Raw genomic sequence first — 19,309 nt, forward strand, 5'->3', positions numbered from 1 at the left:
CAGTACCTTCTCCAGATTCTTACTCCTTACTGAACCAGTTCTCCCATCAGACTGAAGGATCTGGCTTTGGTAATTTTCACTTGAACCAGTTTTCCCACAAGAACCTCGTCTCCCGGGAAGTTTACCGTTTTTCCTGTCCGTGTTCTGCCCTGAAGGTATTCATCGTTGTTCTTGCTCTTTCCCTCCACCAGAATCTCAACCACCTGATCCTGGTAACTCTTGTTGATTTCTATGGAGTTCTTATTCACCGCCTCCACAAGCCGGTTGAATCTTTCATGTTTCACATCTTCAGGCACCTGTTCTTTCATTCTGTCTGCAGGTGTATATTTTCTTCTGGAATAAATAAATGTATAGGCTGAGTCATATTTCACTTCTTCCACAAGTCTCAGTGTTTCCATAAAATCTTCTTCCGTCTCTCCTGGGAATCCTATGATGATATCCGTCGTCAACGCAACTCCAGGAATAGCCTCTTTGATTTTCTTCACGATATCAAGATAGTTTTCTCTTGTGTAGTTTCTGTTCATACGCTTCAGCAGTGCAGTGGAACCGCTTTGCACCGGCAGATGAATCTGCTCTACCACTTTTTCACAGTCTCTTACCGCTTCAATAACATCCTCTTTCAGATCCTTGGGGTGTGGAGACATAAACCGGATTCTTTCTAATCCCTCCACCTCATTCACCATTCTGAGCAGTTCGGAGAAAGTGACTTTTTCCTCCAGATTGTAACCATAGGAGTTCACATTTTGCCCCAGAAGGGTCACTTCTTTATATCCCTTGGATACCAGATCTCTGACTTCAGAAAGAATATCCTGTGGTTTTCTGGAACGCTCTCTTCCTCGTACATATGGAACCACGCAGAAGGTGCAGAAATTGTCGCAGCCATAGGTGATGGTCACAAATGCTTTTACACTTGAATCTCTTACAATCGGGATGCCTTCCACGATTTCTGTTTCTTTTTCGTAGATTTCACAAATCTGAGCATTCTCTGTTCTGGCTCTTTCCAGATACTCAGGGAACTTATGCGCATTATGCGTACCAAAAACAATATCCACATGTTTATACTTTCTCAGAATCTCTTCTGGCATTCCTTTTTGCTGCATCATACATCCACAGACAGCAAGAATCATATCTGGATTCTCACGTTTCAGCGCTTTTAAAGCACCAATATTTCCATACACTTTCAGTTCTGCATTTTCACGCACTGCACAAGTGTTGAATATAATGACATCCGCTTTGTTTCTGAACATGGTGGACTCGTACCCCATGCTTCGGAGCATTCCGGCAAGTTTCTCAGAATCTTCCTCATTCATCTGGCATCCCCAGGTCTCTATCAGGTATTTCTTGCTCAAATCTATATTCCCCTTTTCTACTTTCATATATCCAAAAGAACTTTTTCTTTTGTAAGAATCGTTCTCTACTAAACACAACAGTTCTATTATAGCTAAAATAGCAATTAATTAAAAGTAGTCTGGACATATCCCATGAATTCATAAATGGTCAACAAATCCAATAATAATTCGCTAAATTTCATTAAATTGTAGCATGATGTGACTTTTTGTTAATATATTGTCATTATTGCTTGAATTAATGAAAACGTTTATACTGGTTCTGTAACAAAATTGGGGGGTGTTGTGATGAACGTGGAATTTTCAGAAAGAGCAAACAGGATCAAAGCTTCAGAAATCAGAGAGCTGCTGAAACTGACCGCACGACCAGAAATCATATCATTTGCAGGAGGACTTCCTGCCGCAGAGCTTTTTCCGTTGGAATCCCTTGCTGAAATCAGTAAAGAAGTGATTCTTCAGGAGGGAAAAACAGCATTGCAGTATAGTACCACCGAGGGATTCAATGATTTAAGGGAGATTATTCTAAATCAAAGACTGGCAAAGGTGGGCATCCATGCAACTTTAGATGAAATTTTTATCACATCCGGGTCTCAGCAGGCTCTGGATTTCTCTGGAAAACTTCTCATCAATGAAGGCGATCCGGTGATTGTGGAGTCTCCTACCTATCTGGGTGCATTAAATGCCTTCCTGGCTTACGCTCCTTCCTATGTGGAGATTCCATTGGAAGAAGACGGCATGGATCTGGACCTATTGGAAGAACACCTAAGGGGCGGACTGAAAGCAAAGTTTCTGTATACCATACCAGATTTTCAGAATCCTTCCGGCATCACAATGTCTCTGAAAAAAAGAAAAAGACTCCTGAGTCTTGCAAACCAGTATGATCTCATCATCATTGAAGATGCGCCCTATGCGGAGCTTGTCCTTGAAGGAAATCAGCTTCCTCCGCTTAAATCTATGGATACTGAAGGCCGTGTAATTTATCTTGGCACTTTTTCCAAGACATTCACACCTGGCTTACGAATCGGCTGGGTTGTGGGGCATCCAAAAATCATCAATAAATTTATACAGATCAAACAAGGTTCAGATCTTCAGACTTCTTCTTTGGATCAGCGTATTGCTGCACGGTATATGCTTCAGTATAATCTGGATGAACATATTGAGCTGATCAAAAAGGTATACAAAAGAAGAAGAGATGTGATGATCAATGCCATGAAGGCTTCTTTTCACAAAGACATCACCTTCACAGATTCAAAAGGCGGATTGTTCACTTGGGTGAAAGTAAAAGAGACCATGGATACTAAACTCATCATGGAAGAAGCATTAGCCAAAAATGTTGCTTTTGTACCTGGTGCATCTTTTTTTGCCAGTGGAGACAAGAAAAATTATATGCGCCTCAATTATTCTTGCATGCCAGAGGAAATGATCGAAATCGGCATAAGAAGACTGGCAGAAGTACTTAATAAGTACTACTGATTCCTGTATAATGAATAAAAAAAGAATGGAGATCAAAACATGAAGTTATCAAATAGAATCAACGAGATGAAATTTTCTCCCATCCGTAAACTATCCCCTTACGCTCAGACAGCCCGTAAGAAGGGACTGAAGGTTCTGGGTCTTAACATTGGACAGCCTGATATCGAAACTCCTCCACAGTTCATGGAGACCGTTAAGAAGTTTGATGATAAGGTGCTTAAATATTCCGAATCTAGAGGAGAGGCCGTCTTAGTTGAATCATTTATCCGTTACTATAAAGATTATGGTATTGAATTTACAGAAGAGAACCTCATCATAACCAATGGAGGATCAGAAGCTCTTCAGTTTGCTCTTTTCTCTCTACTGAACCCCGATGAGGAAGTGCTCATTCCAGAGCCTTTTTACACCAACTACTCTTCCTTCACAGACATCGTAGGCTGCAAGGTTCGTCCAATTACTACCTACGGTGATGATGGGTTCCATTTGCCAAAGATGGAAACGATGGAAAGTCTGATTACTGAAAAAACAAGAGCCATCCTTATTTCAAGCCCATCCAACCCAACAGGCACGATTTACAGTAAGGACGAAATCCGTATGTTGGCAGATCTTTGTCTGAAATATGATCTGTATCTGATTTCAGATGAAGTTTATAGAGAGTTTGTCTATGATGGTCTTGAAGTCCACTCACCGATGGACATTCCTGAAATTGAGGACCGCGTAGTGCTCATTGACTCTATCAGCAAACGCTACAGTGCCTGCGGTGCACGAATTGGACTTGTGGCTTCCAGAAACAAAACCATCATCCAAGCTATGATGAAGCTTGCGCAGTCAAGACTCTGTGCGCCAACACTGGAACAGGTAGCAGCCGCTGCACTTTACGAAACTCCAAAATCATATTTTGAAGCCGTTAAAAAAGAATATCAGGAACGAAGAGACATTCTTTTCGAAGGCATTTCTAAGATACCTCATGTAAAAGTAAAGAAACCAACAGGTGCCTTCTACATGATGATAGAACTTCCCATAGACAACGCAGAAGACTTCTGTATGTGGATACTGGAAAAGTTCAGCTACAAAAACACCACCATTATGATGGCCCCTGCCGAAGGATTCTATTTTACAAAAGGACTCGGGGTAAAGGAAGTACGTCTTTCCTACTGTATCAATCAGGAAGATCTGACTCTTGCTGTCGAAATCCTGAAACTGGCACTTGAAGAATATAATCGAGCATAAAACAACAGACGGTCTTTTGAAGACCGTCTGTTATTTTATATAGTATAACCATGTGCAAGTACTGTTTTCTTCCTGAAAACCTGAAGAAAGATAAAGCTCTTTGGCTCTGAAATTGTCCTCATTGACATCCAGATAAATCTCCTGAATATCTAAAGCTTTTGCCTTAGACAAAATTGCATTGAGAAAACCTCTGGACTTTCCTTTCTCTCTAAATTCCGGTGCAATACCAAAATTCACAAGAAAATAGCAGCCTTCCTGCCGATTGATCTGTCCATATCCCACATACTGATCATTTTCCACCAGAAAGAAACTGAGTTCAGGGATATAGGTCTTCTTGGAGATTTCAAGTAGAACGTCCGTAACGGACAGCGGAACCCGATACTTGTTTTCAAATATCTGATTCTGAAGTTCCACCCTGGCTTTTATATCCTCAATCTGAAACCTCTTGATGTCCACATTCTGTGAAATACCTGACATGAGATCCAGATTCCTTTTCATCCTTAAAAGTCCTTTTCTGTATGTGAATCCCATATCTGTGAGAAGAATCCGATTTTCTTCATTGTCTATGGTCGTGTATTCAAACTGATGGATGTCCAAATGGATGGGAAGTGATTCAATAAAAGCATCCATCACCTCAATCAGCGGTTCAGTTCTTAATTCAGAAAACGGCTTAAGTGGAACGATGCTTCTCATTTTTACATTGTAATTTCTTGTTTCTGACCAGAGAATCAAGACCGGAACATCATGAAAACAGATGATTCTCGTTCCAGAACGGTACTGTATTTTATTGAACAGAGAACTCTTCATATATTTATCATAAAGATTCTCATTCAACTCATTGAAATCTCTATATTTCAGCAGTTCTTTCTTATAGTACTGGAGATCCTTTGCACGAAGTGCTAACGCTTTAAACATACTTCAACTCCTTGCTTGTTACAATTCTTTACTGAAGTATGATAATTATATCATAGCTTGCAAAAAATATGCTATCATTCGACACACCTAAGGTCATGCAAATAGAAGTATAATTATGTTTCTCCTTCACCCTTCCCCCACGGATAAGAGCCTAAAAGTGTCCTCATACTATTTGTTTAAAACGCTGTGTGGAGCCTTGCCTTGAGCATTTTATAAAGCGCCACAGCAATAAATCCTCCAGCCAAGGCTGTGAGAAGTTGAGGTACCCCCATGGTAACTGCAAGTTTTGCTTTTACAGGTTCTGGAATTCCTATAGCAAAGAGGTCAATCAGCTGCGTTGCACTGACAAAAAGGAATGCGAACTTCAGTAAACTTGCCAGCATAAATCCAATGAATTCTCCAGTTTTACGGTCCTTCAAAAGAGCGAAAACGCTGCTGTAAAGAAGATTGCCTGCCGCAATAAACGGAATGAATGGTGCCATGGGTGCAGCAAGAACGCCAGCAAAAAATGCCAGCACGGGCGTTAAAATACCAATGAGAATTGCCCATTTCACTCCAGCAAAATATACTGTGAGAAGCAAAATCGCATTCACCATAGGCCCAACAAAAAACTGATTGATCTGTGGAATATTCTTACCTAAAATCTGAATGAGTACTGCCAAAGTCAAAAATAAAGCGCTGAAAATCATGTTTCTGGTTTCTTTTTTTGTGTTCATTTGATTTCCTCCCATACCCTAATGATAACATTTTAACATGATTCCGGAAGAAAATCCCAGAAAACATAAAAAACCCCGGATAAACCGGGGTTTTGAACCAGAAATCTTAAGATTCGATTGCCTTAATGCTTAAAGATACCTTCTTATTTTCTTCTGAAGAATCCAGAATCTTTACCTTGATGGTTTCACCAATGGTAAGTACTTCTGAAGGAGATTCTACTCTCTGATGGGAAAGCTGTGAAATATGCGCAAGACCATCCACGCCAGGTTCCAGTTCAATGAATGCACCAAAGTCTGTAAATCTGACAACCTTGCCCAATACAACGCTTCCTTCTGGGTATTTCTCTTCAATTCTTGTCCATGGGTTTTCCTGTAGAGCCTTCAGGCTAAGTGAAAGTCTCTTCTTCTCGTTGTCTAGAGCGATGATCTTCACCTTCAGCTCATCTCCAACCTTCAGAACATCACTTGGCTTTCCAACTTTACCATAGGAAATTTCAGAAACATGAAGCAGTCCATCAACACCATTGACGTTGACAAATGCACCGAAATCGGTAAGTCTCTCCACATGTCCTTCTAATGTCTGTCCTACTTCAAAGCTTTCCCAAGCACTTGCTTCCTGAGCGATTCTGTCTTCCTGAAGCTTCTTTCTTCTGGAAGCAACCACTCTGGTTGTGCCTCTCTTTTCTTCAATCTCGATGACATTGACATCCAGATCCTGATCCTTATAAACAGAAAGATCATTCACAGAGTGCAGTTCAAGATGTGAAGCTGGAATAAAGACTCTCTGTCCAAGATAGGTAGCTACTACACCACCCTTAACAGCATCCTTCACTCTAACTTTAACAGTCTCGTTGTTCTCGTGAGCTGCTCTAAGGTCTCTAATGGCTTCTTCTCTGTGCATTTCTACCATAGAAAGAATAAAGAAGGAATCATTTTCCTGAGGTCTTCTGATAACCTTAGCTTCAATTTCCTGACCAAGTTCAAGAACTTCTGTCAGATTTCCTTCAGAATCTACGGTAGCTTCTTCAATGACAAGCTTACCATCATGGCTGGCTCCTACAAGTGCTACTATAGCTTCTTTATCGTCTAGCTGGATGATTTTCCCTTTAATGATCTGACCAATTCTCACTGGCTTGTCATAAAGATCCATAAGATCCTGCATTGACATTTCATTTTCGTTGTTTTCGATGTTTTGATTATCCATCATAAGTTTTCCATTGCCTCCTTAATTATCCATTCTGGTGTGGATGCACCCGCAGTGATCCCTACTCTCACTGCATTTTTAATTTTTTCTTTGATTTCGTCCAACTCTCCAGCATTTTCAATATGGAAAGTCAATGGACAGTTTTTTTTGCATATCTCGTAGAGTTTTGTGGTATTAGAACTGGTACGTCCTCCGATGACAATCATGGCATCTACTTCCCTGGAAATCTCTTCTGCAGACTTCTGTCTGTCCTCGGTTGCTTTGCAAATGGTATTGAAAGCAACAAACTCCTTGGCAGTTTCAGCAATATTTGTAATCAGATTCACCCAATTCGATTGTTTTTCCGTAGTTTGTGCAACTACGCAGATTTTTCCTTTCATCGGAAAATCAATTTCACCACTTTTCGTAATATAAGCACTGCTCTCACAGTATCCGTTGATCCCGACGACTTCTGGATGGTGTTCATCGCCAAGAATTACGATCTTATACCCTTTATCATGATACAATTTGACTTTCTTCTGAATATTTATCACATAAGGGCAGGTCAGATCCACAATGGAAACTCCTTGCTCCTTAAGCTCATCATAGACCGCCATGGCAACGCCATGTGTTCTAATTATGACCGTATCTTCCTTCATCAGACTTGGAATATCATCCATTGTAATCTCATGAATCCCTTTGTCTGCAAGTTTTCCCGTCACGTCCTTGTTATGGATCAATGGTCCCAGCGTAACTACCTTACCTTGAGGACTCATAAAATCAAAGGACTGTTTTACTGCACGTTCTACGCCAAAACAAAATCCAGAGTTATTGGCTCTAATAATTTCTCTCATTTTGCTCCTTTTATAATCACCGTACTCTTGACATTATGAATTATATCATAAATAGACAAGTCATAAAAAGTCTTTCAACGTATAATCATGATTTTATTCGAAAAATGCGAATAAATTTCAACGCACTTAAACATTACCTTCCATATTATACTCTATTTCATGAAAATTAGCTACAGATTCTATAGAGTACAATGAGATTCTCTTTCATTTCACATCCTGCTTATACTATGCTGGAACCTGTCAGATCCGGTCTCAATGACTTGGATTTCCTTAGATATACAGAAGTTCCACGAACCGGTGCATCATAATGTATCATTACCCGAATGCATAGTCCTAAAGCCCCTTGTACATCCATTTCCTGAAAATGAAGAATTGGCACATCTGTAATACCCAGTACTTCTCTCAAGTATTTTCCAGGATATGCTGAACGGATGTCTTTGGTTGCAGTAAAGAGAACCGAAACCATGTTTTCCGGTTTCAGACTGTTTTGTGCTATGAGTTCGTTCATCAGCTCAACTGTCGCTTCCTTAATCTCGATTGGTGTGTCTTTTTCGATTGTAGTTGCGCCTCTGATTGCAATCATATGGAATCACCCGCCAGAAACCCAGTTGAGAATGCGATTTGAAGGTTAAACCCACCTGTCACAGCATCCACATCAATCATTTCTCCAGCAAAAGATAGATTACCAATTATTTTTGATTTCATCGTGCTTGGGTCGATTTCCTTGGTTACCACACCACCTCTGGTGATAATGGCTTCGTTAATGGATTTAGTCCCTACAACTGTTACAGAAATATTCTTCAGAACCCTGACAAGATTCAGACGTTCTCCTTTTGTAATGCTGTTGCATTTCTTTTCTGGATCAATACCAGACTGCTCTACAATAAAGGGAATCAGTTTTGAAGGCAGCAAATCTGTCAGTGCATTTCTGAAATCTCTGTTCTGATACTTCAGAAAATCTCTTTGAAGTCTCTGATCCAAAGCATTCTCATGAAGTCCTGGTTTCAGATCAATTATACCTTCCACATGACCCGGTTTATAATAAGCGGATGCAGAAAGCACAAGAGGACCACTGATGCCAAAATGAGTGAACAGCATTTCTCCAATATCTGTAAACACTTCTTTATTTTTCACTTTCAGTGTAAATCTTACATTCTTAAGACTTAGCCCCTGAAGATCTTTCACAAAAGTCTCCTTGGTAACCAACGGAATCAGTGACGGTGTCATAGGATATACAGAATGCCCGATCTTACCTGAAATATTCTGGAGTGTTCCATCAGATCCAGTGCCGAAATAAGAACACCCACCCCCCGCAAAAATATACCAATCCCCTGAAATACTGCCTTTGTTTGTGACAAGTTCCAGGATTCTGTCCTTCTTCAAAATGACATCTTTCACCAAGGTGTGGTACTGAACATCCACATGCTGTTTTATAAGTTCATTCCTCAGAGCATCAATCACATCAGATGATTTGTCAGATGCCGGAAACACACGGTGGCCTCGTTCAACTTTCAGCACAAGCCCCCGCTCTCTGAAGAAAGTCATCAGCTGCTCGTTGGTGTACGAATACAGTGCACTATAAAGAAACTCAGGGTTTCTGGGGATGTTTTCAAAGAACTCAGAAATGTCCTTTTCATTCGTGATATTGCATCGTCCTTTTCCGGTGATGAAAAGTTTCTTCCCGATTTTCTCATTTCTTTCCAATAAAACCACTTGATGACCTTTTTCAGCAGCACGAATGGATGCCATTATGCCTGCAGGTCCCCCACCAACAACTATTACTCTCATACATTATCCTCACTCATTCATTCCGTATTCCGGAATATCTTCATCCATTATATTAAAGAAAGGCTTGCAATAATGCAAGCCTTCTGAAATCTACTATTTTAATACTGTCCCTGAGCAACCATTGCTTTTGCAACTTTGTCAAATCCTGCGATGTTAGCACCGGCAACTAGATTGTATCCAAAGCCATAGAACTCAGCAGCATCTTTTGCATTCTTGTGAATATTCTTCATAATCTGGTGAAGCTTAGCATCCACCTCTTCTTCTGTCCAGGAAAGTCTCATACTGTTCTGTGACATTTCAAGAGCAGATACGGATACACCACCAGCATTAGCAGCCTTGGATGGTCCAACTACTACTCCACTGTTCAAGAAGTGTGTTACAGCTTCATTGGTACATGGCATATTTGCGCCTTCACAAACATATTTGATTCCATTGTCTGTGATCATCTTCGCATGCTCAATGTGAATATCATTCTGTGTTGCACAAGGCATAATGATATCTACTTTTCTACCCCATGGCTTCTCTCCTGCAAAGAACTCCACGCCGAACTTGTCTGCATAGTCTTTTACCTTGTCTCTTCCGGAGTTTCTCATTTCAACCAGGTAGTTGATCTTTTCAGGTGTGCTTACACCATCTGGATCATAAATATATCCATCTGGACCGGATAAGGTAACAACCTTAGCTCCGAGCTCTGTTGCCTTGGAACAAACACCCCAGGTAACATTTCCGAAACCGGAAGCAGCGATGGTTTTCCCTACCATTTTATCGCCCAGGTGTTCCAAAATCTCATTACAGAAGTATACAATACCGTATCCGGTTGCTTCTGGACGGATGAGTGATCCACCATAAGGGATTCCTTTTCCTGTGAATACACCATTTTCAAATGCTCCACGGATTCTTCTGTACATACCAAACAGGTAGCCGATTTCTCTGGCACCTACTCCGATATCTCCAGCTGGAACGTCCACATCTGGACCGATGTGTCTATATAGTTCTGTCATGAAGCTTTGGCAGAATCTCAAAATTTCACTGTCTGATTTTCCTCTTGGGTCAAAGTCAGAACCACCCTTACCTCCACCAATTGGAAGTCCTGTCAGAGAATTCTTTAATGTCTGCTCGAAAGCAAGGAATTTCATGATAGAGAGTGTTACCGATGGATGGAATCTGAGTCCACCTTTGTAAGGCCCGATCACTCCATTAAACTGTACTCTATACCCTCTGTTTACCTGAACATGACCATTGTCATCTTCCCATGATACTTTGAACATAATCATTCTTTCAGGTTCAACGAATCTGCCAAGAAGATTCATCTTCATATATTCTGGGAACTTATCAAGAACTGGCTTCAGTGTAGGAAGAACTTCTTCTACAGTCTGAATAAATTCTGGTTCATGACCATTTTTTGCCTTTACATCATTAATGATCTTCTCAATGTACTCTGTTGAGCTAAGCATTGTACTTGCCATTTTTTTACCCCCAAATTTGTTTTCCGTAATAGTGGTGATTAGTCTTACATGTCTATTCTACAATGAATTTCACTGTTTTTCACCCGCTTACAAAAAGTTTATTAAGTTCTTATTAAAACCTTTACATCGTTATAGAACCAATTATTTTTTCACAAATTTCATTAAGAAAAAGGTGATAGGAAGGGATAAAATATAAAAATCCATACTTCGTTATTTGGATAACGAGTATGGATTTCACTTCAGGCATGATTAATTGAAGATGTCATGCTTCTTCCAGATCTCTTCCAAGGTGTTGAAAATCTCCCCTACCTGGTCTTTTTTCCTCATGCCAACGGAAACAATTACAGCATTGATGACGCTGAGAGGGGCTACCAGAGAGTCTACAAAGGAAGCCATATTGCTTTGTGCAATGAGACTATAATCCGCCCTGGCTGCTAGAGGTGAGAGCAGGCTGTCAGTGATGACGCTTACCTTAGCACCTCTGCTTTTCGCAAAATCTAGTGCTTCAATGGTTTTTTGTGAATATCTCGGAAACCCAATTCCGATGACAAGGTCATCTTTGTTCAGTTTGATCATCTGTTCAAAAATATCACTATATCCCTGATGGATAGAACGGACATTATCCAAAAACAGGTTCAGATAAAAGGCGAGGAAATTCGCCAAGGTGTTGGAGCTTCTAAGCCCTATGATATAAATGTTTCTTGCTTCGAAAATCGCATCAATAATTTGTTCGAAGGTCTGCTCGTTGATCTTCTCCAAAGTTGCACGTATATTCTCCATATCTGCCTTCAGAACACCCTTCAGCGCATTCTCTGTATTGACGAGACTGTTCGTCAGCTCCAATCTCTGCACGGTGGTTAACTTGACTTTTACGATATCCTGCAAAGATTTCTGAAGTTCAGGATATCCTTCATAACCGAGTTCATTTGCAAATCGAACCACAGTTGATTCTGAAACTCCAACACTCGCTCCAAGCTTGGACGCCGTCATAAATGCTGCTTTATCATATTGCTTGAGTATAAACTCAGCAATAAGCTTCTGTCCTTTACTGAGTTTTGCATATTTGCTCTGGATAACTCTCATCAGATCATCACGGTTGCCTTCCATAACTTATCCTCTCTTTCAAACATCCATTAACGGATCATCAATGTTCATGGTTTAATCTCAATTATTTTCATTATATTCTGTTTCTCTTTAGCAGTAAAGGTAATCCATCATGGCCTCAGCTCTTTTGTCGTCTTTTTTTCCTGGTGATGAAGGGGTTCATCTCTTATTTCGATTTAAAAGGATCTTATTAGAAAGCAAAAAATACGATTCAAGTTTACAATAACGCTATAACCATAATATATATTATGTAAACTATTCTAAATTGAGATCCACACACTCTGTCTGCTGAAATAAAGCAAGCCCAGTGCATCACACTGAGCTTGCAATTTTTCACGATCTAATTTATTTTTACAGTTTGTAGCGCTTCAGCTCATTTTTGAGGAACAGCACCACTTTTTCCAGCTCATCTATATTTTCAGTAAGTTTGGATATCTCCCCTGCAAAGCTTGTGACATTGGCACTCATTTCCTGGGAAGATGCTGAATTTTCTTCCGCGATGGCCGCTAATTTATGTACATTGTCAAAAACTTGGTTGATTTTTTCTGTTTCCATGGACAATTTGGTTGAGATTTCCGAGATGGACCCTGATACTGCATGAATTCTTTTTGCCGCAGTCTTGCTCTCCGCTGTAACATTTTCCATTGTTTTTGTTCCCGCGTCCAGCTCTCCATACTGATCATTTACCTTCGCCACCATATCATTCACACCAAGGATGAACTCATTGAGATTTGTATTGATGGTACTGACCGCTTCTTTCGAGTCTTCTGCAAGCTTTCTGATTTCATCCGCAACTACACTGAATCCACGTCCCATTTCTCCAGCGCGGGCAGCTTCTATGGATGCGTTCAAGGCAAGAAGATTGGTTTGCTCAGCAATACTCTCTACGGTTCCAACGATGCTGATGATATCTTTCACCTTCATTCCAAGATCCTTCCCGGTTTCATTGACCTTAGAAAAATTCTGCTTCACCGAGTTCATTTTTCCGGAAACTTTCTCCAGATCTTTGAAAGATACTTCAATCTGCTCCACTGCATCTTCCAGGGATTTTTTCCCATTCAGCTCCTGTGTGCTGATTTCATTGAGAATTTTAATATTCTCAGCCAATATGCTTACTGATGCTTCTGTTTCCGAGGCCTGATGCTGAGCACCTTCTGCCACTTCTTCCACCGAGCTTGCAATGAGTTCTGAAACATCTCCTAGATTTTTCGCAACTTTAGAGAACTTACCAATGAAGGAGTAGAGATCATCCATCCCGCCTCTATAGTATGTGAATTCTTCCTTCAGATGTTCTTTGGCTTCTGACAGATCCCCTAGAATTCCCTCGAACTGATCTGCTGTTATGATTTTTAGGTCTTTAGACAAATCCAGAACTTTAATGGCCTCAATCTCTTCTTTAATGTCCTTCACAGGTTTGAAGAGAAGAAGATTGCCAATGGCCGATGAAACAAGAACCATCAGTGGAATGCTTATAAGAAGAACCAGATTTTGTGTTCCCTGTACTGCAAAAATTGCTGTGGCACTCACCAGAGCTGGAAGTATAGCAGATTTCAGTGGAAAGGATTTTATAAATCCAAGAGAAAGCACTCTAGAGAATGCATATTTTTTCACTTTCTTCGGTGTCTTCTCGAAGGAGAGGTGTATTTTAACTACATAAACCTCTCCTTCTTTGGTTTCTTCTACAATTTCTGCGTCAATTTTCTCACCGAAGTGTTTACCGACCCCTTCAATGAGCCCCATGAGATAGTGGTGCAGACCTCTTGTGGATTTATAAACCATCAAGAAATTTTTCTCGTCAATGGGCTCTGGTATCAGTCTTGGTGGTTTCGCGCCAGAAATCATTTTTGTCAGCTGCGCATGTATCGTATCCATCATCATCAGGAAACCCATGGCTGAATTTGTTTCGAAATAAGAAGGAAACCACTCCCTGAATGACTGCACGTTGTTCACGCCCAAAGTCCGATAGAGTTCTTCTATCTTCATGCCTTGCTTCTTTGCAAAATTCTCCATGATTCCTTTTATTTCCGCATCGTCGATTTCCTCCAGCGGTGTGATTATTCTCTGAGGATGCCATCCTGCGGCTTTCAGAATTTCATTCTTCTGATTCTCTCCATACAGTCTCGTTAAAGTTGTCAGCCAGATGCTTACCAATGTCCCTTTCATTTCCTGTCTCCTCTTTCTTTACTTAAATACTACTAATTTTTCTATCGGCACTTTATTCATTTAATTAATATATACGTAATGATAATCGTTTTAATCATTTTTTCATCTCTATGGGTTATTAGTGAAATCATAAGAGTAGCGCATAGAAGAAAACGATAAAGGAGAATACTGATGAACGCCAATTTAACGAATTTGCCCATGGAGAAACTTCTCCATGATTCTATAGAAAGTTACTGCAGCTCTATTCCTTGGGAGGACTGGGAACTTCCGAAAGTATCCATCCTTCAGAAGATTCTTCACGAACGAAAACTACGAAAGATTCTTGAAAAAGCATTAAAAGACCTGCCGGATTTAGATGAAACCTCCCTGAGACAAATGGACAATGCCAAGAAAGATCAGATGAAAGAAAAACTGGAAGAGACCGCACAAATACTGGATCAGGAAAAACTGCTCTATTCCAGCCCTTTTCTGATGGAGTTTATAAATCTTGGTTTTTTGGAAAGCACCGAATTGTTTTTTGAAAAATCACAAGCATTTGAACCCGAGTTCAAACCAGCGGATCTCTTCCAGGCTGTCCGCAATGTCTGGATTATGAATTGTCTTCAGCTGCTTTTTCATAATCCGGTCCGCCTGACGCCTTCTGTATTCTCCTATAGCCTTCTTTATCCCTATACTGATAATTTCCTGGATGATCCTAAAACTTCCAGGAAAGAGAAGACCGCCTTCAATCATATGATCTATCAGAAGATACTGGGAAATCCTGTTTCCGCTCTCACTCCTTACGAAGCGAAGGTATGTGCCCTTTTGGACAATATTGAAAAAGAGTTTCCAAGAGAGAAGTATCCCTCAGTCTATGAAAGTCTCTGGTACATTCAGGATGCCCAGGCCAAAAGCATGCTTCAGGGCAGAAATGAAGTTGACCCTCAAGAGCTTCTCCATCTAAGCTTTTATAAAGGAGGCGCTTCTGTGCTGGCCGATGCATTCCTTGTCAAAGGAGATCTCACCGCAAATGAATCCGCCTTTGCATTTGGCTACGGCACCTTTTTACAGCTGCTGGATGACCTGCAGGACAGGATAGAAGATGCTTCGATGAATCATCAGACCCTTTACAGCGGGATTCCACTTGAAACACACCTGGATGAGTATATTGAGAAACTTCTCCGGTATATAGATCGTGTATTGGCATCCTTTGATACAGAAGACATCTCTTCTGTTCCGATGAAAGAAGTGATCAGAAGCTGTATGCGCATGATGGTGGAAAGTGTTGTTGGCAAAAATCCATCCTATGTATCAAAACGCTACTATAAGTCTCTCGAATCTTATTCATCCGTTAGACTTTCCTTTTATCCTGCCATGGAAAAGATAATGGAAGAATCTCTCAAGAAGAAAGAAAGGCAAAATACAGGTTCATGAATATGCACAGAAAAACCCCTGAAAAAGTTCACTATGGACTCTTCAGGGGTTCTATTATTCTTCTTCAAAAAGCTCAATGTCTTCTTTTTCCAGTTCTTTCTTTTTTTCATCCAAAACAACAAACTTCTCTGGCAGCGGATGCTCCTCTTTCAGATCCTTAAGAGATGTGAAGCCAAACTGAATGAGAAACTCATCGGTGGTTCCATAGAGTTTTGGTCTGCCTGGCGCATCTTTTCTACCCACCACCTTAATAAGGCCTTTCTCCTGCAGCTTCTGGAGCACATAATCACTGTTGACTCCTCTGATTTCGTCCACGTCCACTCGAGTTACCGGTTGCTTGAAAGCAATGATAGATAAACATTCAAGGGACCCTTTAGACAGGCTCTGCCTCTCGTTTACCCCAAGCAGCTCCTTGAGATACGGAGCATGAACTTCTTTTGTGCCTAGCTGCAGTTTGTTTTCTAGTGCAAGCAGTCGGATACCTCTATGGTTTTCTTTCAGCTCCTGTTCATAAGCGGCAATGACCTTTTCCAGATCCTCCATACGGACTTTCATAATCCGTACCAGATCTTTTTTCTTCACAGCATCACCTGCAGCAAATAAAATACTCTCCATGACGCTGATAAAATAGCTGATATCCATAGGGTCCTCTGTTCCAGTACTGTTAAAGAGATTCTCTTCCATGTTCTGCTCCTTTCTCTATGATGATTTCCGAGAAAACCTCAGCCTGAGATACTCGGATCCGATGGTTTCTAGACAGTTCAAGAATCGCTAAGAAAAAGACGATGCATTCAGATTTTGATTTTGTCTGAAATAAAAGCGTGGAGAAATTGACTCTTCTGTTTTCATAGAGCAGCCTTTCCAGCTCTTCCATCTTGTCTTCAATCTTGTATTCTTCACGCTCCATGATTTTCGTTCTAAGAGCGCCCCGATTCACCTTCTCTTTCTGTCTGTTCATAAGACTCTTATACGTGATATATAAATGTTCAATGGTGACTTTGCGGAGCAGCTCTTCCAAAGGAACCTCGTCACCAACGATGGTTTCTGCACGTTTGGTGAAGATGAGAAGATCCTCGTCATAGCGCTCTCCAAGTGTCTCCGCCATGAGCTTGAAAGCTTCATACTCTTCAATGCGAAGAACCAGTTTCTCCTTCAGTTCTTCTTCATCCACTTCTTCCACATACTTAGGCAGCATCTCACGGCTCTTGATTTCAAGAAGTGTGGATGCAATGAGTAAAAACTCTGAGGCAATTTCCAGATCCAGTTCTTTCATACCTTGCAGATATGCAAGATATTGGCTGGTGATTTCCGATATACGGATTTCCTGTATTCTCATTTTGTTGATTTTCAGAAGATGAAGGAGCAAATCAAAAGGACCTTCAAAATTTGAAATCTGCAGCTGTAAACTTTCCATAAAATCCCCCAGACAGTTCAATTAACCTCTTCTATTATACAGAAATTCCCTGCGAAAGGAAACGGGAGACTTCCTTCATGAAAGTCTCCCGTTTTTTCACCATTTTATCTGATTACGCTTCAGTGATCACATCCAAAATAAATGGAATGTGCTCTGGTCTTTCATCTGCAATGTCATAGGCTTCCTGAGCCTTATCGTAGGCATCCTGATAGTTTTCACGATTGGTAAGAAGTGTGCAGAGCACATCTCCTTCGTTTACCTCATCTCCTACTTTCTTCTGCAGTGTGATTCCCGCTGCATAGTCGATGACATCTTCCTTGGTTTCTCTTCCTGCACCAAGAAGCATTGCCGAAGTGCCAATCTCTTCTGCCTTGATTTCATGGACAAATCCCTTCTTCTTTGAAATCACTGGCACACTGATTTTCGCAGCAGGAAGCAAGTCCGGGTTCTCAATCTGAGAAACATTTCCACCTTGTATTTTCACAAGGGTCTTCAGCATTTCTAAGGCCTTCCCATTCTTCATATTCTCGCGTATGGCTTTCTCTGCATCTTCAACGGAGTCAAAGGCTCCCCCCAACACGGCCATATGTCCTGCAATGGTCACACTGACGTTCACAAGATCCTGCATACCTTCACCTTTCAGTGTTTTTATGGCTTCTCTGACTTCATTGGCATTGCCTACTTCTTTACCCAGTGGCTCATTCATATTGGTCAGTACAGCCACGGTATCCCTGCCTAAACCTCTTCCGATAGAAACCATCGCTTTTGCTAAGGCTCTGGCATCCTCAAGGGTTTTCATAAAAGCGCCATTTCCGACTTTCACGTCAAGAACAATGGCGTCAGAACCCGATGCGATCTTCTTGCTCATGATGGAACTGGCAATGAGCGGGATACTGTCCACTGTGGCCGTAACATCACGAAGAGCATACAGCTTCTTGTCTGCTGGGGTAAGATCTCCAGTCTGTCCGACAATGGCCATTTTATAAGTATTGACGTTTTCCATGAATTTCTCCATGGAAAGACTAATATCAAATCCTTCAATACTCTCCAGTTTATCAATGGTTCCTCCCGTATGGCCTAATCCTCGTCCTGACATCTTTGCGACAGGAATACCTAAGGAAGCAACCAGTGGAATCACCACAAGACTTACTTTATCTCCCACTCCACCTGTGGAGTGCTTGTCAACCTTTATCCCTTCAATACCAGAAAGATCAATCTGATCTCCTGACTCTACCATGGCCATGGTCAGCATCCTGGTCTCTTCCGCATCCATTCCTTGGAAATAAATAGCCATAAGCAGCGCAGAAATCTGATAGTCAGGAATAACACCTTCGGTATATCCCTGAACTATGTAATAAATTTCTTCTTTGCTTAATCTCTTTCCCTTTTTCTTCTTGTCAATCAAATCCAGCATATGCATATCTTCTACATCTCCTCTATAACTCTGGAGATCAATGTGGTGAAGCTTCCTCTCACTTTTGTGGAAACCTCAATAACCTCCTCATGATTGAGCGGCTGGTCCAGAACTCCCGCTGCCATGTTTGTAATACAGCTGACACCGAGCACTTTCATTCCTGAATAGTTTGCCACAATGGCTTCTGGAACTGTAGACATTCCAATGGCATCCGCTCCTAATGTTCTATAAGCTCTAATTTCTGCAGGAGTCTCATAGCTGGGACCTGTATACATGGCATAGACTCCACGTTTCAGCTCAATATGCTCTTCTTGACCGATCTTTTCTGCCAGGGTCATGAGATCTCTATTATAAACTTTGGACATATCTGCAAATCTCGGACCGAACTCTTCCATATTTCTGCCCATGAGCGGATTATTGCCAGTGAAGTTCAAATGATCTTCAATGAGCATCAGATCTCCAGGAGTAAAATCCAGATTGACTCCACCGCAAGCATTGGTGACAATCATGTGTTCAACCCCGAGCCGTCTCATGACAAACACAGGTAGTGTCACCTCTTTCATGGTGTATCCTTCATAATAATGAAAGCGTCCTTGCATCATGGCAACCTTTTTGCCTTTATAGTCTCCAAACACAAACTGACCAGCATGGCCTTCAACTGTAGATACCAGAAAGTCCGGAATATCCTCATATTTTACAACTGTCTGATTTTCAACATGTTCAGCCATCGATCCCAGTCCTGAACCCAGAATGACCAGCACATCCGGTGTGTAGCTTACTTTAGCCTTAAGGTAATTCACTATTGTATCAATTCTTTTAATATCCATATC

General features: G+C 41.0%; 15 protein-coding genes and 1 pseudogene. 3 read left to right on the forward strand and 13 right to left on the reverse strand.

The features are described 5' to 3' along the window. Positions 1 to 26: 26 nt before the first annotated feature. Positions 27 to 1,376, reverse strand: a complete 1,350-nt coding sequence (gene miaB / locus T487_RS0108030) for a tRNA (N6-isopentenyl adenosine(37)-C2)-methylthiotransferase MiaB (protein ID WP_031576304.1) — start codon at positions 1,374 to 1,376, stop codon at positions 27 to 29. A 258-nt stretch (positions 1,377 to 1,634) separates the two neighbouring features. Between miaB and T487_RS0108035 the strand changes: the two genes are divergently transcribed. Together T487_RS0108035 and T487_RS0108040 are read left to right on the forward strand one after the other, a co-directional pair. After that, positions 1,635 to 2,819, forward strand: a complete 1,185-nt coding sequence (locus tag T487_RS0108035) for an aminotransferase-like domain-containing protein (RefSeq protein ID WP_031576306.1) — start codon at positions 1,635 to 1,637, stop codon at positions 2,817 to 2,819. Between the two features lie 39 nt (positions 2,820 to 2,858). Further along, complete coding sequence (locus T487_RS0108040; RefSeq protein ID WP_031576308.1) at positions 2,859 to 4,049, forward strand: pyridoxal phosphate-dependent aminotransferase; 1,191 nt, start codon at positions 2,859 to 2,861, stop codon at positions 4,047 to 4,049. 30 nt (positions 4,050 to 4,079) lie between these two features. Here T487_RS0108040 and T487_RS0108045 read toward each other — a convergent pair whose 3' ends face one another. From T487_RS0108045 to T487_RS0108085, 8 genes and pseudogenes are all read right to left on the reverse strand, one after another. Continuing rightward, positions 4,080 to 4,964 (reverse strand): GNAT family N-acetyltransferase, encoded by an 885-nt coding sequence (locus tag T487_RS0108045; RefSeq protein WP_031576309.1) that lies wholly within the window; start codon positions 4,962 to 4,964, stop codon positions 4,080 to 4,082. 176 nt (positions 4,965 to 5,140) lie between these two features. After that, entirely contained in the window at positions 5,141 to 5,680 is a 540-nt protein-coding gene (locus T487_RS0108050) for an ECF transporter S component (RefSeq protein ID WP_031576311.1), read from the reverse strand. Between the two features lie 106 nt (positions 5,681 to 5,786). Continuing rightward, positions 5,787 to 7,717, reverse strand: a pseudogene (locus tag T487_RS16555) (bifunctional 4-hydroxy-3-methylbut-2-enyl diphosphate reductase/30S ribosomal protein S1). 220 nt (positions 7,718 to 7,937) lie between these two features. After that, complete coding sequence (aroH, locus tag T487_RS0108065) at positions 7,938 to 8,300, reverse strand: chorismate mutase (RefSeq protein ID WP_031576316.1); 363 nt, start codon at positions 8,298 to 8,300, stop codon at positions 7,938 to 7,940. Continuing rightward, the gene (locus T487_RS0108070; protein ID WP_031576318.1) at positions 8,297 to 9,505 is read right to left on the reverse strand and encodes a BaiN/RdsA family NAD(P)/FAD-dependent oxidoreductase; all 1,209 of its coding nucleotides are present in this window, start codon (positions 9,503 to 9,505) and stop codon (positions 8,297 to 8,299) included. The genes aroH and T487_RS0108070 overlap by 4 nt, the downstream gene beginning before the upstream one ends. A 98-nt stretch (positions 9,506 to 9,603) precedes the next feature. After that, positions 9,604 to 10,959 (reverse strand): NADP-specific glutamate dehydrogenase, encoded by a 1,356-nt coding sequence (gdhA, locus tag T487_RS0108075; protein ID WP_036909330.1) that lies wholly within the window; start codon positions 10,957 to 10,959, stop codon positions 9,604 to 9,606. 261 nt (positions 10,960 to 11,220) lie between these two features. Continuing rightward, positions 11,221 to 12,078, reverse strand: coding sequence for a MurR/RpiR family transcriptional regulator (locus T487_RS0108080; RefSeq protein ID WP_031576322.1), 858 nt, complete (start codon positions 12,076 to 12,078; stop codon positions 11,221 to 11,223). Between the two features lie 348 nt (positions 12,079 to 12,426). Next, positions 12,427 to 14,238, reverse strand: a complete 1,812-nt coding sequence (locus T487_RS0108085) for a heme NO-binding domain-containing protein (RefSeq protein WP_031576324.1) — start codon at positions 14,236 to 14,238, stop codon at positions 12,427 to 12,429. A gap of 171 nt (positions 14,239 to 14,409) precedes the next feature. Here T487_RS0108085 and T487_RS0108095 point away from each other — a divergent pair, with 171 nt between their 5' ends. After that, a complete protein-coding gene (locus T487_RS0108095) occupies positions 14,410 to 15,651 on the forward strand; it encodes a class 1 isoprenoid biosynthesis enzyme (RefSeq protein ID WP_143004618.1) in 1,242 nt (413 codons plus the stop codon). Positions 15,652 to 15,705: 54 nt separating this feature from the next. Here the strand turns inward: T487_RS0108095 and scpB are convergent, their stop codons facing one another. The 4 genes from scpB to T487_RS0108115 form a co-directional block, all read right to left on the reverse strand. Beyond that, positions 15,706 to 16,335, reverse strand: a complete 630-nt coding sequence (gene scpB, locus T487_RS0108100; RefSeq protein WP_031576328.1) for an SMC-Scp complex subunit ScpB — start codon at positions 16,333 to 16,335, stop codon at positions 15,706 to 15,708. After that, positions 16,316 to 17,065, reverse strand: coding sequence for a segregation and condensation protein A (locus T487_RS0108105; RefSeq protein ID WP_031576330.1), 750 nt, complete (start codon positions 17,063 to 17,065; stop codon positions 16,316 to 16,318). The genes scpB and T487_RS0108105 overlap by 20 nt, the downstream gene beginning before the upstream one ends. A gap of 112 nt (positions 17,066 to 17,177) precedes the next feature. Continuing rightward, complete coding sequence (locus T487_RS0108110) at positions 17,178 to 18,485, reverse strand: pyrimidine-nucleoside phosphorylase (RefSeq protein WP_031576332.1); 1,308 nt, start codon at positions 18,483 to 18,485, stop codon at positions 17,178 to 17,180. Between the two features lie 5 nt (positions 18,486 to 18,490). Further along, complete coding sequence (locus T487_RS0108115; RefSeq protein WP_031576333.1) at positions 18,491 to 19,306, reverse strand: purine-nucleoside phosphorylase; 816 nt, start codon at positions 19,304 to 19,306, stop codon at positions 18,491 to 18,493. Positions 19,307 to 19,309 lie beyond the last annotated feature (3 nt).

It is taken from the genome of Proteiniclasticum ruminis DSM 24773, assembly GCF_000701905.1.
GTDB classification, from domain to species: Bacteria; Bacillota; Clostridia; order Clostridiales; family Clostridiaceae; genus Proteiniclasticum; species Proteiniclasticum ruminis.